Genomic DNA, 13,947 nt, shown 5'->3' on the forward strand with positions numbered 1-13,947 from the left:
ATAAGAGTCTATCCTTAACCCGCTTCCAGCATCCCAAAACTCACAATCCGCGCCCGGCCCAGCTCTTTCGCCCGGTATAAGGCGACATCCGCGGCGCGCAGCAGGTTGTCGCTCTGGGCATGCTCTGGATAGCTGGCAATACCAATCGAGACATCCACCGGCCCAATCTCTGAGAGGCCGTAACGCAGCGACAGCGCACGCACACCGTCATAAATCTTCTGCGCACAGGCATGCGCTTCTGCTTCTCCGGCGCCGGGAAGCAGTACCAGAAACTCCTCCCCCCCGAAGCGAAAGGCCAGCCCGCTGTCATGCCCGGCTCGCTGAACAATCAGCGCCACGCTTTTAATGACCAGGTCTCCGGCCTCATGGCCGAAACGGTCATTAATGCTCTTGAAGTGATCGATGTCGATCATCAGGCAGCTAACCGGTTCATCGTTACGCATGGCTTGTGCCATCTGGGTGTGCAGGGTGTCTTCCAGATGATGGCGATTACGCAGGCCGGTGAGCGGGTCAAACAGGGCTTTTTCCAGTAACGCGTCGCGCAGACGTTGGTTCGCCAGCGCCAGTCCGAGCGCCTCAGCCATCAGTTCAAGATACGGGCGGGAAGGGACATTGTCCGCGTTGATGTTCTGGAAAGAGAGCAAGCCAATGGCTTCCCCCTGGGCGATAAGCGGCACGCACAGCGCGCTGTTCGCCGTCTCTTCCTGCAGGTGATAGCAGGCGATATCCGGCTCACCGTTGACCGGCGGATGGCTCTGACCACGACGCACGGCCCAGCACTCGTCAGGGTGGAACGTTGTCTCGTCACCCACCGGCGCAAGCCATTGCGCGACGCAGCGCATCTGCCACGGATCCCGGTCGAGAACGTAGAGTCGGCCAGGGATCCCCGGTGCAATATTGGGCGCGAACAGCTCCGCCACGTTAATCACATCGTTTACGTTCTCACATCCCTGCAGCCTCTGGGTCATGCGCGCCAGCAGCTCGCGGATGGCCCAGTCGGCATCGCGCTCTTTTTCCAGACGCTGGCGCGCAAGGCCGTTTTCACGGAAGATGCGGATGGCCTGCGCCATATCGCCGATCTCATCAATCTGGTTGAAGTTGGGCGTTTCCACCGCGTAGTCCTGTGATGCCAGGCGGTGCACCACGTCGCTCAGGCGCACGACCGGACGCAGCACGCGGCGTTTTAATATAAAGCCAAGCACAAACAGGAACAGCAGGGCGGTGAGGCCAACCATCAACTCAGAGGTCGTTCGCAGCGCTTTCGATTTTTTTGTCGCCTCCCGTACGGACGTGATCACACGTTTGTCGAGTATCTGGCGAAAGTGATCGATCTGGTTCTGGGCGCGCTCAAGCTCTTGCTCATAAGAGGCACCATAGAGCAGGGCGATGGCCTGAGCGTCTTCACCCCGCGCCGTGTTCGCCAGGGCCATTTGCTGTTCGTCCTGCAGCTCATCAACAATCTTTAAGCCTTCATGCAGCAGGGCAAGCTCGTCATCCGATGCGCCAGCGTCCTGCAGTTTTTCCAGCTTCAGCTCGATGTGCTTCAGGCTATTCTCTGACTGGTTATACTCTTTGAGAATTTGAGGATCTTTTTTGACGACGTACAGGCGCGCTAAATCGGACTGTACCCAGGCATCAGTTTCAATATTTTCCGTCAGCTCATCAAAACGTTGACGCTGTTCAATGGCCTGACGTTCCGCGGTGTCGGCGCCGGAAGCCAGCAGCATGATAATGCCGGACGCAATGGTCAGGCAGACCGTGGCACCATAGGCCCAGTTAGTAATTGTCGCGATTCGCACCTGGTGATCCTTTTACAACATGAAGAGGATGGCGTTCTTCAGATTATAGAAAACGGCTGATTTATGGCGAAAAAAAGGCGGCACAGTGCCGCCTGGTGGGGTCTATATCGTCACATCCTTACAAATCTGGAGGGTTTTTTCCCTCTTCAATGAAATCGGCATCCAGCTCTTCAGCATTTCCTTCGTGGTCGCGGCCGGAGAAGAGGTTCCAGCAGGCGATAAACAGCGCGGCAATCAGCGGCCCAATGACAAAGCCATTAATGCCGTACAGCTCCATGCCGCCGAGGGTGGAGATCAGTATCAGATAGTCCGGCATTTTGGTGTCTTTACCCACCAGCAGCGGTCGCAGGATGTTGTCCACCAGTCCGACGACAATCACAAAGAAGCCGACAATGAACAGCCCCTGCCAGATCTGGTGCGTGGCGAACAGGAAGATGGCGGCAGGGACCCAGACAATCGCCGAACCGATGGCAGGTACCAGCGAGAGGAAAGCCATCAGCGCGCCCCAGAGGACGCTGCCGTCGAGGCCCACAATGGCAAACGCAATCCCGCCGAGTATGCCCTGGACCACCGCCACCGCCGCCGTGCCTTTTACCGTGGCACGCGATACGCCGACAAATTTGGCGAACAGGTGTTGTTTGGCGAAATCAGACAGGGGCAGGGAGTCGAGGATCTGGCGCACCAGATACGGTCCGTCTTTCAGCAGGAAGAACAGCAGATAAAGCATGATGCCGAAGCTAATCGCAAAGCCAAACGTACCTTTGCCGATCAGAAACGCGCTACCCGCAAGATACTGCCCGCCCTGCAGCGCAACATCAGAGAGTTTTTTCTGGATCTGCGCCGCGTTGTTCAGGTTGTGATCCGCGAGGAAGCCGCTGGCCCAGTCCGGCAGGTGGTTAAAGATGCTCGCCACCACTTCCGGGAACTGCGTGTTGTTCTCCTGAAGCTTCGTGTACACCACGTTCAGCTCAATGGCGAGTGAGGAGAGGATCACCATCAGCGGAATAAAGACGATCAGGCAGATAATGCCGATGGTCAGCAGCGAGGCCAGCCCGTTGCGATCCCCCAGCGCGGTGCGCAGCTTGTTTTTTACCGGGTTAAAAATCACGGTCAGAATAGCGGCCCACAGTATTGCGGAGAAGTAGGGCGACAGCACGTCGAAGAAGGCCCAGGTCACAAGGGCGAGGATGAAAATAAAGAAACCTTTGGTCAGTCCGTTAAAGCGCATCAGTCATTCCTGGTTACTAAGAAACTGTTCGACTATAGAACTGATTGTGAGAATTACCAACCTTTGCACCTTACCTGTTCTGTGGACAGTGTTGCGGTATGAATCCACTCTTCACGGATCCCACTTTCGACTGACCGAAGATAGTCTCTTCCCACGCCATGATGTACATATCAGCTTGCGGAGGTGCTTATGGCCTGGCGTCCTTTTCTCTATGTCATCCTGACATCCCACCCCAGACTCAGTGCGCGGCGCGCTCGTTTGCGTCTGGTCATCTAGCTTTTTATTAACAATCGCGGTATAACACCTTCTTTGGATGTTTAGATGTCCATACGTATAGAAGGTAATATGCAAACACAACAAGAAAATGGGCAGCTGAAGCGCACCATGAAAACACGCCACCTGATTATGCTCTCGCTGGGCGGCGTGATTGGGACTGGGTTATTTTTTAATACGGGCTATATCATTTCCACGACCGGGGCGGCGGGCACGCTGCTGGCATACCTGATTGGCGCGCTGGTGGTCTGGCTGGTGATGCAGTGTCTTGGTGAACTTTCCGTGGCGATGCCGGAAACCGGCGCGTTCCACGTTTATGCCGCCCGTTATCTTGGCCCGGCGACGGGCTACACCGTGGCGTGGCTCTACTGGCTCACCTGGACGGTGGCGCTCGGGTCGAGCTTTACCGCCGCCGGGTTCTGCATGCAGTACTGGTTCCCGCAGGTGCCCGTCTGGACGTGGTGCGTGGTCTTCTGCGTGGTGATTTTTGGCCTTAACGTCATCTCCACGCGCTTCTTTGCTGAAGGCGAATTCTGGTTCTCGCTGGTGAAGGTTATCACCATCATCGCCTTTATTATCCTCGGCGGGGCGGCGGTCTTTGGCTTTATCCCGATGCAGGACGGTTCACCTGCGCCGGGGTTAAGCAACATTACCGCTGAGGGCTGGTTCCCGCACGGCGGCCTGCCGATCCTGATGACCATGGTGGCGGTGAACTTTGCCTTCTCCGGCACTGAACTCATTGGTATCGCGGCGGGTGAAACCCAAAACCCGCACAAGGTCATTCCGGTCGCAATCCGCACCACCATCGCGCGGCTGATTATCTTCTTTATCGGCACCGTGTTTGTACTGGCGGCGCTGATCCCGATGCAGCAGGCGGGCGTGGAAAAGAGCCCGTTCGTGCTGGTGTTTGAGAAGGTCGGTATTCCTTACGCGGCAGATATCTTTAACTTCGTGATCCTGACGGCAATCCTCTCGGCGGCCAACTCCGGGTTGTATGCCTCCGGGCGCATGCTGTGGTCGCTCTCTAACGAAAAAACGTTGCCGCGCTGCTTTGCCCGGGTGAACAAAAATGGCGTGCCGTTGACGGCGCTTTCGGTTTCCATGCTCGGTGGCGTGCTGGCGCTGTTCTCAAGCGTTATCGCCCCGGACACGGTGTTTGTCGCGCTCTCGGCCATTTCCGGCTTTGCGGTGGTGGCGGTCTGGATCAGCATCTGCGCGTCGCACTTCGTTTTCCGTCGCCGACATCTGCAGTCCGGCCAGCCGCTCTCTGCGTTGCAGTATCGCGCGCCGTGGTATCCGCTGGTGCCGGCACTCGGTTTTATTCTCTGCGTGGTTGCCTGTGTCGGCCTGTGGTTTGACCCGAGCCAGCGTATTGCCCTTTATTGCGGGCTTCCGTTTGTCGCCCTGTGTTATGGTGCGTACTACCTGACCCGAAATATGACATCGCAGGAGCCTGAACATGTCGCAGAATAATCCGCTTACCGCCCTTCTCGAAAAACAGCCGTTTGTGGTGCTGGATGGGGCGATGGCAACGGAGCTGGAAGCGCGCGGGTGTAACCTTGCAGACAGCCTCTGGTCTGCCAAAGTGCTGGTAGAAAACCCGGAACTTATCCGCGAAGTGCATCTTGATTATTACCGAGCAGGGGCGCAGGTGGCGATCACTGCCAGCTACCAGGCCACGCCCGCGGGCTTCGCGGCACGCGGGCTGGACGAGGCACAGTCCCGGGCGTTGATTGGCAAAAGCGTAGAACTGGCGCGTAAGGCGCGCGAAGCGTATCTGGCTGAAAACCCGCACGCAGGTACGCTGCTGGTGGCAGGCTCCGTGGGCCCGTACGGCGCGTATCTGGCGGATGGTTCGGAATATCGCGGCGACTACGTGCGCAGCGCCGAGGCGTTTACCGCCTTCCACCGCCCGCGCGTGGAAGCGCTGCTGGATGCGGGGGCGGACCTGCTGGCCTGCGAAACGCTGCCTTCGTTTGGAGAAATTAAGGCGCTGGCGGCGCTTCTGGCGGAGTATCCTCGCGCCCGGGCGTGGTTCTCGTTTACCCTGCGTGATAGCGAGCACCTGAGCGACGGCACGCCGCTGCGTGAGGTGGTCGACGTGCTGGCAAACTCCCCGCACATTGTCGCGCTGGGCATCAACTGCATCGCCCTGGAAAACACTACCGCGGCGTTGAAACATCTGCAAAGCCTGACGGCGCTGCCGCTGGTGGTCTACCCGAACTCGGGCGAGCACTATGATGCGGTGACTAAAACCTGGCACCACCACGGCGAAGCGTGCGAGACGCTGGCGGGCTATTTGCCACAGTGGCTGGCGGCTGGAGCGAAATTAATCGGTGGATGCTGTCGCACCACACCGAAGGATATTGCTGAGCTAAACGCAAAGCGCTGACTTCTCTGCCGGGTGGCGGCTACGCCTTACCCGGCCTACATCTGAGGGTTTCCGTGTAAATTTTTAAACCAGAAGCCATTCAATTTTATAAAGTGAAATGACTAACTTACAGCGATGCAATGGTCCGGCTGTAAATCGCCGAAGCGTTTCCGTAAGGCCGGGGCGAGGCGCAGGGATGCGCCGAGAGGGCGTGGCCTGCAGGGATGCAGGCTCATGCCCGACCCGATAGCCTGAAGGAATAAGCTGAGGGCACCGCGAAGCGGCGATTTACCGCCGGGAGCCCGGGTCGCCAGGGTGGTGGCGATTGAGCCACCCTGGCACGTTCACCGGTCATGCCGTCACAGAGTGGCAAGGAACATAAAGTGAACGGAATGACCACTGCCGCCGTATGTTCCCCTCACCCTAACCCTCTCCCCGAAGGGGCGAGGGAATTGTTCACTGCTCGCATTTAGTTGCGCGGATACATCAGCCCACAGGGAGAGGGTAAAAACGAATCGCACAATACTGACTATCCTTTCCCACTTTTTATCTAAAAACGAATCGTTATGAGCGATGCGTTTTAATTCCTTTATCAAAATTCCCGCGCCGGAAATACTGCCCTCATAACAACAAGGGGAGCAGATACTATGGCAATTTCATCGCGAATCACACTTCTCGGCGCGCTGGCGCTGTGGGCCTTTCAGGCGCAGGCGGTAGACGTCACCGTCGCGTATCAAACCTCTGCGGAACCGGCGAAAGTTGCGCAGGCGGATAACACCTTTGCCAAAGCGAGCGGCGCGAACGTCGACTGGCGCAAGTTCGACAGCGGGGCGTCCGTCGTGCGTGCGTTAGCCTCCGGCGACGTGCAGATCGGCAATATCGGATCCAGCCCGCTGGCGGTCGCGGCCAGCCAGCAGGTGCCGATTGAGGTGTTCCTGCTCGCCTCGCAGCTCGGTAACTCTGAAGCGCTGGTGGTGAAGAAAAACATCACCAAACCGGAAGACCTGATCGGCAAGCGCATCGCCGTGCCGTTTATCTCTACCACCCACTACAGCCTGCTGGCGGCGCTCAAACACTGGGGCATCAAGCCGGGGCAGGTTCAGATTCTTAATCTCCAGCCACCCGCGATAATCGCGGCCTGGCAGCGTGGGGATATTGACGGAGCCTATGTCTGGGCCCCAGCCGTGAACGAACTGGAAAAAGACGGCACCGTGCTGACCGACTCCGAAAAGGTGGGCCAGTGGGGCGCGCCGACGCTCGACGTGTGGGTCGTGCGCAAAGACTTTGCTGAGAAACATCCCGAGGTGGTGAAAGCCTTTGCCAAAAGCGCCCTCGACGCCCAACAGCCCTATATCAGTAACCCCGATGAATGGCTGAAGCAGCCCGCCAATCTGGAAAAACTCGCCCGACTGAGCGGCGTGCCGGAAGCGGACGTGCCGGGGCTGGTGAAAGGCAATACCTACCTGACCCCTGCGCAGCAGGTGCAGCAGCTGACCGGGCCGGTGAACAAAGCGATTGTCGATACCGCCACCTTCCTGAAAGCGCAGGGCAAAGTGCCCGCGGTAGCGGCGGATTACAGCCAGTACGTCACCGACCGCTTTGTGAAATAAGGAGTCCGCCATGCTGAGCATAACGAACCTGTATGCCGATTACGGCGGCAAACCCGCGCTGGAGGAGATCAACCTGACGCTGGCCAGCGGTGAACTGCTGGTGGTGCTGGGCCCCTCCGGGTGTGGGAAAACCACGCTACTGAATCTGATTGCCGGTTTTGTCCCTTATCAGCGTGGCACCATCCAACTGGAAGGCAAAAAGGTGGAAGGCCCCGGCGCCGAGCGCGGCGTGGTTTTCCAGAATGAAGGTTTGCTCCCCTGGCGCAACGTGCAGGAAAACGTGGCGTTTGGGCTACAGCTTGCGGGGGTGAACCGCGAACAGCGGCTGGAAACGGCACGGCAGATGCTGAAAAAAGTGGGTCTCGAAGGGGCGGAAAAACGCTTTATCTGGCAGCTTTCCGGCGGTCAGCGCCAGCGTGTCGGCATTGCCCGTGCGCTGGCGGCAAACCCGCAGCTGTTGCTGCTGGACGAGCCGTTCGGCGCGCTGGACGCTTTTACCCGCGAGCAGATGCAAACCCTGCTGTTGCGTCTCTGGCATGAGACGGGCAAGCAGGTCCTGTTGATCACCCACGACATCGAAGAAGCGGTGTTTATGGCGACCGAGCTGGTGCTGTTATCGCCGGGGCCGGGGCGCGTGGTGGAACGCTTGCCGCTCGAGTTCGCGCGCCGTTATGTCGCCGGAGAACCCGTGCGCAGCATCAAATCCGATCCGCAGTTTATCGACCAGCGTGAGTACATCCTAAGCCGCGTGTTTGACCAACGGGAGGCTTTCTCATGAGCATCGTATTCAGTGAAAAAACGCGCCGCACGCGTCAGGCGCTGCGCTGGCCGTTCTCCCGCCAGCTCACGTTGAGCGTCGGGACGCTGCTGGTGTTACTGGCGGTGTGGTGGCTGGTGGCGGCACTGCAGTGGATCAGCCCGCTGTTTCTGCCGCCGCCGGGACAGGTGCTGGCCAAACTTATTGCCATCGCCGGGCCGCAGGGGTTTATGGATGCCACGCTCTGGCAGCATCTGGGCGCAAGCCTGACGCGCATTCTGGTGGCGCTGCTGGCGGCGGTGATGATCGGCATTCCGGTTGGCATCGCGATGGGCTTAAGCCCGACGGTGCGCGGCATCCTCGATCCGCTGATTGAGCTTTACCGCCCGGTGCCGCCGCTGGCCTATCTGCCGCTGATGGTAATTTGGTTTGGCATCGGTGAAACGTCAAAAATCCTGCTGATCTATCTGGCGATTTTCGCCCCGGTTGCGATGTCGGCGCTGGCGGGCGTCAAAAGTGCCCAGCAGGTGCGGATCCGCGCGGCGCAGTCGCTGGGCGCCAGCCGGACACAGGTGCTACTGTTCGTGATTTTACCGGGCGCGCTGCCGGAGATCTTAACCGGGCTGCGCATCGGCCTCGGCGTGGGGTGGTCCACGCTGGTGGCGGCAGAGCTGATCGCCGCCACGCGGGGATTAGGGTTTATGGTGCAGTCGGCGGGAGAGTTCCTGGCGACTGACGTGGTGCTGGCAGGGATCGCGGTCATTGCCGCGATCGCCTTCGGATTAGAGCTGGGGCTGCGCGCTCTACAGCGTCGTCTGACGCCCTGGCATGGAGAAATACAATGAGTGAACGTCTGACCATTACCCCGCTGGGGCCGTATATTGGCGCGCAGGTGTCGGGCCTGGATGTAACCCGTCCGCTGAGCGATAACCAGTTCGAGCAGCTGTATCACGCGGTGCTGCGCCATCAGGTGGTGTTCCTGCGCGAGCAGGCGATCACCCCGCAGCAGCAGCGCGCGCTGGCGCTACGCTTTGGCGATCTGCATATCCATCCGGTCTATCCGCATGCGGAAGGGGTGGAGGAGATTATCGTCCTGGATACCCATAACGATAATCCGCCGGATAATGACAACTGGCACACCGATGTGACCTTTATCGAGACGCCGCCCGCAGGGGCGATCCTCGCGGCAAAAATGCTGCCGGAGACCGGAGGCGATACGCTGTGGGCGAGCGGCATTGCGGCTTTCGAGGCGCTGTCCGCACCGTTCCGGACGCTGCTGAGTGGTCTGCGGGCGGAGCACGATTTCAAAAAATCGTTCCAGGAATACAAGTACCGTAAAAGCGAAGAGGAGCATCAGCGCTGGCTGGATGCGGTTGCAAAACATCCTCCGCTGCTGCACCCGGTGGTGCGTACCCATCCGGTCACGGGCAAGCAGGCGTTATTCGTGAACGAAGGGTTTACCACGCGCATTGTGGACGTGACGGAAAAAGAGAGCGAGGCGCTGCTACGCTTCCTGTTTGCGCATATCACCAAACCGGAGTTTCAGGTGCGCTGGCGCTGGCAGGAGAACGATCTCGCGATCTGGGATAACCGCGTGACGCAGCACTATGCCAATGCGGATTATCTGCCGCAGCGTCGGATTATGCAGCGGGCGACGATTTTGGGGGATAAGCCGTTTTATCGCCCTTGATCCTCTAGTACCTGTAGGTCGGGTAAGGCGTAGCCGCCACCCGGCAATTGTGCACCGTTTTTGCCGGGTGGCGCTGCGCTTACCCGGCCTACAAAGAGTGTACCCCTATATACCGCTGATAGCGGTTCGTCTTCAGGTAGCACAAATCCACCAGCACCAGCCCGTCTACGCAGTTGTTGAACGCCGGGTCGCTGCCAAAATCAATAAACTGCACGCCACCCGGTTCGCACAGCTCGGAATACTGCTTGTAGAGTGGCGGAATGCCGCAGCCCAGATTGCCGAGCAGGGATTTCAGCTTCGTCAGATCGTCCACGTAATCCACGCCGCCAAACTGTGCCAATACGTCCGGTAACGATGCAGGATAAGGCTGGCGCGACGCGGCCAGCGGATGGCTTGCCGGGAACCACAGACGGTAAAATGCCACCAGCAGATCCCGCGCCGCTGGCGGTAAGCCTCCGGAGATCGAGACCGGGCCAAACAGATAACGGTAGTGCGGATAACGTGCCAGATAAGCCCCAATCCCGGACCAGAGATAATCCAGGCCGCGGCGTCCCCAGTAGCGCGGCTGAATAAAGCTGCGACCCAGTTCAATGCCGTGCTCCAGCACGTCCTGCATTTTATCGTCGTAGTGGAACAGGCTGTAGCTGTACAACCCTTCCGGACCCCGATGCGCAATCTGCTTTGCGGTGGGCATAAAGCGATACGCCCCCACGATCTCCAGATCCTCATCATCCCACAGGATCAGGTGCAGATAATCGTCATCGTAACGGTCGGTGTCCCGGCGCTTGCCGCTCCCTTCCTCCACCGCACGAAACGCAATTTCGCGCAGGCGGCCCAGCTCGCGCAGCAGCGGAGCCTCTTCCTGGCCGTTGCGCTGCCACAGATAGATGAGCTTATCGTCGCCGGTTTTGCCCAGACACTCGGCCTGCGCCAGCGCGCGTTTCAGAGTCGCCCGGTCCTCCGGACGAGCAATGGCGCACTGGGTTTTAAAGACGCCAGGCATTCCCTTGCCAAGACGCATCACGTGCTGACGGCACTGCTCGGCCATCTCACGCGACGAAAGGGTGGCGCTGTGCCAGTGATGCCAGGCGATCTGCTGGCCGATTTTAATCGGCAGCTGGCTATGGCGGCGGCGGAACATCTGCTGCATTAACAGCAGCATCGACAATGTCGGCGACACCAGTGTGCTGGCATAAAAGAGGAGACTATTGTGCGCCTGAATATGCACCGGCAGCAGCGGCGCGCGCAGCTTGCTGGCGAGCTTGATAAAGCCCGGGTGCCATTTTTTATCGTGAATGCCTTTGCGCGTCGGACGTGAAACTTCTCCCGCCGGGAAGAAGATCAGTACGCCCGCATTTTGCAGATGTTGTTCCATCTGCACCAGGGAGGATTTCGCCGTCCTGCCCCCCATATTGTCCACCGGGATAAAGAGTGAACTGAGAGGCTCAAGGTGGGTCAGCATCCGGTTGGTCACGACTTTTACGTCACGGCGTACGCGGGAGACGGCGTACAACAGCGCCAGCCCGTCCAGTGTACCCGTCGGGTGGTTGGCAATAATGACCAGCGGGCCATGTTCGGGGATTTGTTCGAGATCGCGGGCGGAAACGGTGCAGAGAATATCAAGGTGCTCCAGAACTTGCTCCACCATGTCCAGTCCTTTGAGGTGGCGGTGCGCGGCGGCAAACTGCTGGAATTCATCTTCGTAAAACAGTCTTTTTAACAGACTTTTTTGCCAGGGTGCAGGCCTCGCCTGAGGCCAAAGATCGTCGAGAACGCTATCGAGGCTAAACATGGTTACTCCTCCTGCCGTCTTGCGAAGACAGTAGAAGGAGCAGATGTCGGTTGTATTGCAGTTTGGTGAAGATTAGCGGAGGATTTTTTTCTCAGCCAGATCCAGCGCGAAGTAGCTGAAGATCAGGTCCGCGCCCGCACGTTTGATCGCACCCAGGCTTTCGAGGATCACTTTCTCTTCGTCAATCGCTCCCGCCTGCGCGGCGAATTTGATCATCGCGTACTCGCCGCTCACCTGGTAAGCGCCCAGCGGCAGTTCAGTGCGTTCGCGGATGTCGCGCAGAATATCAAGATACGCGCCAGCCGGTTTGACCATCAGGCAGTCTGCGCCCTGAGCTTCATCCAGCAGGGATTCGCGAATCGCTTCCCGGCGGTTCAGCGGGTTCATCTGATAGGTTTTACGGTCGCCCTTCAGCGCCGTGCCAGCCGCTTCACGGAACGGGCCGTAGAAGGAGGAGGCAAATTTGGTGGAGTAGGACATGATGGCGGTGTCGGTGAAGCCTGCCGCATCCAGCGCCTGACGAATCGCCTGAACCTGTCCATCCATCGCGGCAGAGGGGGCGATGAAATCTGCACCCGCAGCGGCCGCGACCACGGCCTGCTTGCCGAGATTCAGCAGGGTGGCATCGTTATCCACGCCATGATCGCACAGCACGCCGCAGTGGCCGTGAGAGGTGTATTCGCAGAAGCAGGTGTCTGACATGACGACCATTTCCGGCACGGTCTCTTTGCAGATGCGGGACATACGGGCGACAAGACCATCTTCTTTCCACGCATCGCTGCCGGTGGCGTCGGTATGATGGGAGATGCCAAAGGTCATCACCGAGCGGATCCCCGCGTTGGCGATGCGCTCGATCTCGCGCGCCAGATATTTTTCCGGAATGCGCATTACGCCCGGCATGGCTTCGATGGCTTTGTAGTCATCGATCTCTTCTTCAACAAAAATCGGCAACACCAGATCGTTTAAGGTCAGGGTTGTCTCTTCAAACATAGCGCGCAGTGCAGGTGACTTGCGCAGACGGCGGGGACGTGCAATTAAATCGGTCATGGGATGCCTGATGTTTGTGGAACAAAGAAGGTTAGTGTAACCGAAAGCGACATGAGGTGTTTATTAAAGTGGGCGGTTTAGGGGAGATTGCTGCAGGGCAGCGACGATGCTCAGAACCGGGGGCAATCGGTTTAACATCAACCGCTTGCCCACGGAATATTAAGATCAGTTAGACGCGGTCAGCACCTGGGCTTTATTGGCGCTCAGTTCAGCCACCAGGTTATTAATGCCATCACTCATATTAACGAAGCGCGTATGCGGGGAGCGGGTGACCACCACAAATGCGCCCACGTTGGACTGCGGGATCATCGCCATATAGGTAATGAACCCGCCGCCGCCGCCGGTTTTCTGAATAATACCCGGACGGCCATTTTTTGGTGCCATATAGACCCAGCCCAGGCCGAGCGCATCGGCTTTACCCGGTACGTCCATTCCGACCACACGGTGCAGCTGAGTTCGCTGATAAATCAGGGTCTGCATACGGTCGGCCTGGCTGCTGCGCGAGTAGAAATCCGATGAGAGGAACTGCTGCATCCAGCGCATCATGTCGCCTGGGGTGGAATAGACCCCGCCGCTCCCCACTGCCGCCAGCGTGTTGTTACACGGGCTTACACCTTTCTCCGCCACCATCAGGCGACGGCACTGGTCCGGAGAAGGGGTAAAGGTGGTGTCTTTCATCCCCAGCGGACGGGTTATCTGCTCTTCAAACAGCTGCGTGTAGGGTTTGCCCGCAGCCGCTGAGAGGGCATCCGCCAGCAGGTCGAACGCCAGATTGGAGTAAGAGGCCTGCGAACCCGGGGCCGCCTTCAGCGTGGCGGTGCTCAGGTAGTTCCAGCGCTGCTCACGGGTGGGCCAGACAAACACGTCGCGGTGCGCCGCCCCGCCAGGCTGCTCACGCGGTAGCGCGCTGGTGTGCGTCGCGAGGTTCACAAGGCGAATGGGCGTTCCCTGATACGTCGGCACTCGTGCACCCGGTGGGGCGTATTTGCTGAGCGGATCGTCGAGCTTCACCACGCCCTGGTCGAGCAGTTTCACCAGCATTTCGCTGGTCATTAGCTTGGTTAAGGACGCGATGCGAACGACGGAATCCAGCTGCGGGTGAATGTTATTGCCTGGGCGCGTTTCACCGAAGCTGCGGAATACGCGCTGGTTGCCATCAATAACCACCATTGCCATCCCGGTTGCGCCGCTGCCGTAATAGATCAGGTTCGCGTAGCGATCGGCAATGTCTGAAGCCAAAACGGGCGCCGTCAGCGGTTGGGCCGCCTGGGCGGTGGAGAAGCTCACCGCACACAGCGCGGCAAAAGAGAGCAGACAACGTTTCAACGAAAAGCATCCATGAAGTGAATGAAGAAAGTAATGGGTATTTATACTACTAAT

At 58.7% G+C, this 13,947-nt stretch carries 11 protein-coding genes; 6 read left to right on the forward strand and 5 right to left on the reverse strand.

The window, feature by feature from the left end; genetic code table 11:
- Window positions 1-14: 14 nt before the first annotated feature.
- On the reverse strand, window positions 15-1,799 hold the full coding sequence (locus ABFI50_RS13715) for a diguanylate cyclase (protein ID WP_347484282.1): 1,785 nt from the start codon (window positions 1,797-1,799) through the stop codon (window positions 15-17).
- 118 nt (window positions 1,800-1,917) lie between these two features.
- Window positions 1,918-3,027, reverse strand: a complete 1,110-nt coding sequence (locus tag ABFI50_RS13720) for an AI-2E family transporter (protein WP_014882713.1) — start codon at window positions 3,025-3,027, stop codon at window positions 1,918-1,920.
- Between the two features lie 345 nt (window positions 3,028-3,372).
- Here ABFI50_RS13720 and mmuP point away from each other — a divergent pair, with 345 nt between their 5' ends.
- The 6 genes from mmuP (at window position 3,373) to tauD (ending at window position 9,728) form a co-directional block, all read left to right on the forward strand.
- On the forward strand, window positions 3,373-4,773 hold the full coding sequence (mmuP, locus tag ABFI50_RS13725) for an S-methylmethionine permease (protein WP_071922553.1): 1,401 nt from the start codon (window positions 3,373-3,375) through the stop codon (window positions 4,771-4,773).
- A complete protein-coding gene (gene mmuM / locus ABFI50_RS13730; RefSeq protein WP_032637374.1) occupies window positions 4,760-5,692 on the forward strand; it encodes a homocysteine S-methyltransferase in 933 nt (310 codons plus the stop codon). The genes mmuP and mmuM overlap by 14 nt, the downstream gene beginning before the upstream one ends.
- 626 nt (window positions 5,693-6,318) lie before the next feature.
- On the forward strand, window positions 6,319-7,281 hold the full coding sequence (gene tauA / locus ABFI50_RS13735; protein ID WP_032637373.1) for a taurine ABC transporter substrate-binding protein: 963 nt from the start codon (window positions 6,319-6,321) through the stop codon (window positions 7,279-7,281).
- 10 nt (window positions 7,282-7,291) lie between these two features.
- On the forward strand, window positions 7,292-8,059 hold the full coding sequence (gene tauB, locus ABFI50_RS13740) for a taurine ABC transporter ATP-binding subunit (protein ID WP_014882717.1): 768 nt from the start codon (window positions 7,292-7,294) through the stop codon (window positions 8,057-8,059).
- Window positions 8,056-8,883: a taurine ABC transporter permease TauC gene (gene tauC / locus ABFI50_RS13745; protein ID WP_014882718.1), complete on the forward strand. Its 828-nt coding sequence runs from the start codon at window positions 8,056-8,058 to the stop codon at window positions 8,881-8,883. The genes tauB and tauC overlap by 4 nt, the downstream gene beginning before the upstream one ends.
- Window positions 8,880-9,728: a taurine dioxygenase gene (gene tauD, locus ABFI50_RS13750; RefSeq protein ID WP_063667293.1), complete on the forward strand. Its 849-nt coding sequence runs from the start codon at window positions 8,880-8,882 to the stop codon at window positions 9,726-9,728. Before tauC ends, tauD begins: the two co-directional genes overlap by 4 nt.
- An 88-nt stretch (window positions 9,729-9,816) precedes the next feature.
- On the opposite strand, the gene ABFI50_RS13755 is transcribed toward tauD, so the two are convergent.
- From ABFI50_RS13755 to ampH, 3 genes are all read right to left on the reverse strand, one after another.
- A complete protein-coding gene (locus tag ABFI50_RS13755; protein WP_180253844.1) occupies window positions 9,817-11,520 on the reverse strand; it encodes a GNAT family N-acyltransferase in 1,704 nt (567 codons plus the stop codon).
- 72 nt (window positions 11,521-11,592) lie between these two features.
- Window positions 11,593-12,567: a porphobilinogen synthase gene (gene hemB / locus ABFI50_RS13760; protein WP_008503294.1), complete on the reverse strand. Its 975-nt coding sequence runs from the start codon at window positions 12,565-12,567 to the stop codon at window positions 11,593-11,595.
- 165 nt (window positions 12,568-12,732) lie between these two features.
- On the reverse strand, window positions 12,733-13,893 hold the full coding sequence (gene ampH, locus ABFI50_RS13765; RefSeq protein WP_213784166.1) for a D-alanyl-D-alanine-carboxypeptidase/endopeptidase AmpH: 1,161 nt from the start codon (window positions 13,891-13,893) through the stop codon (window positions 12,733-12,735).
- Between the last annotated feature and the right edge of the window lie 54 nt (window positions 13,894-13,947).

Origin of the sequence: Enterobacter sp. HNDS-6 (assembly GCF_039850505.1) — a bacterium.
In the GTDB taxonomy this organism is placed as follows: domain Bacteria; phylum Pseudomonadota; class Gammaproteobacteria; order Enterobacterales; family Enterobacteriaceae; genus Enterobacter; species Enterobacter kobei.

What these genes read in the sequence shown, in the direction of transcription:
- ABFI50_RS13720 (WP_014882713.1), bottom strand. Translation starts at nt 3,027, where the DNA reads ATGCGCTTTAACGGACTGACCAAAGGTTTCTTTATTTTCATCCTCGCC.
- mmuP (WP_071922553.1), top strand. Translation starts at nt 3,373, where the DNA reads ATGCAAACACAACAAGAAAATGGGCAGCTGAAGCGCACCATGAAAACA.
- mmuM (WP_032637374.1), top strand. Translation starts at nt 4,760, where the DNA reads ATGTCGCAGAATAATCCGCTTACCGCCCTTCTCGAAAAACAGCCGTTT.
- tauA (WP_032637373.1), top strand. Translation starts at nt 6,319, where the DNA reads ATGGCAATTTCATCGCGAATCACACTTCTCGGCGCGCTGGCGCTGTGG.
- tauB (WP_014882717.1), top strand. Translation starts at nt 7,292, where the DNA reads ATGCTGAGCATAACGAACCTGTATGCCGATTACGGCGGCAAACCCGCG.
- tauC (WP_014882718.1), top strand. Translation starts at nt 8,056, where the DNA reads ATGAGCATCGTATTCAGTGAAAAAACGCGCCGCACGCGTCAGGCGCTG.
- tauD (WP_063667293.1), top strand. Translation starts at nt 8,880, where the DNA reads ATGAGTGAACGTCTGACCATTACCCCGCTGGGGCCGTATATTGGCGCG.
- ABFI50_RS13755 (WP_180253844.1), bottom strand. Translation starts at nt 11,520, where the DNA reads ATGTTTAGCCTCGATAGCGTTCTCGACGATCTTTGGCCTCAGGCGAGG.
- hemB (WP_008503294.1), bottom strand. Translation starts at nt 12,567, where the DNA reads ATGACCGATTTAATTGCACGTCCCCGCCGTCTGCGCAAGTCACCTGCA.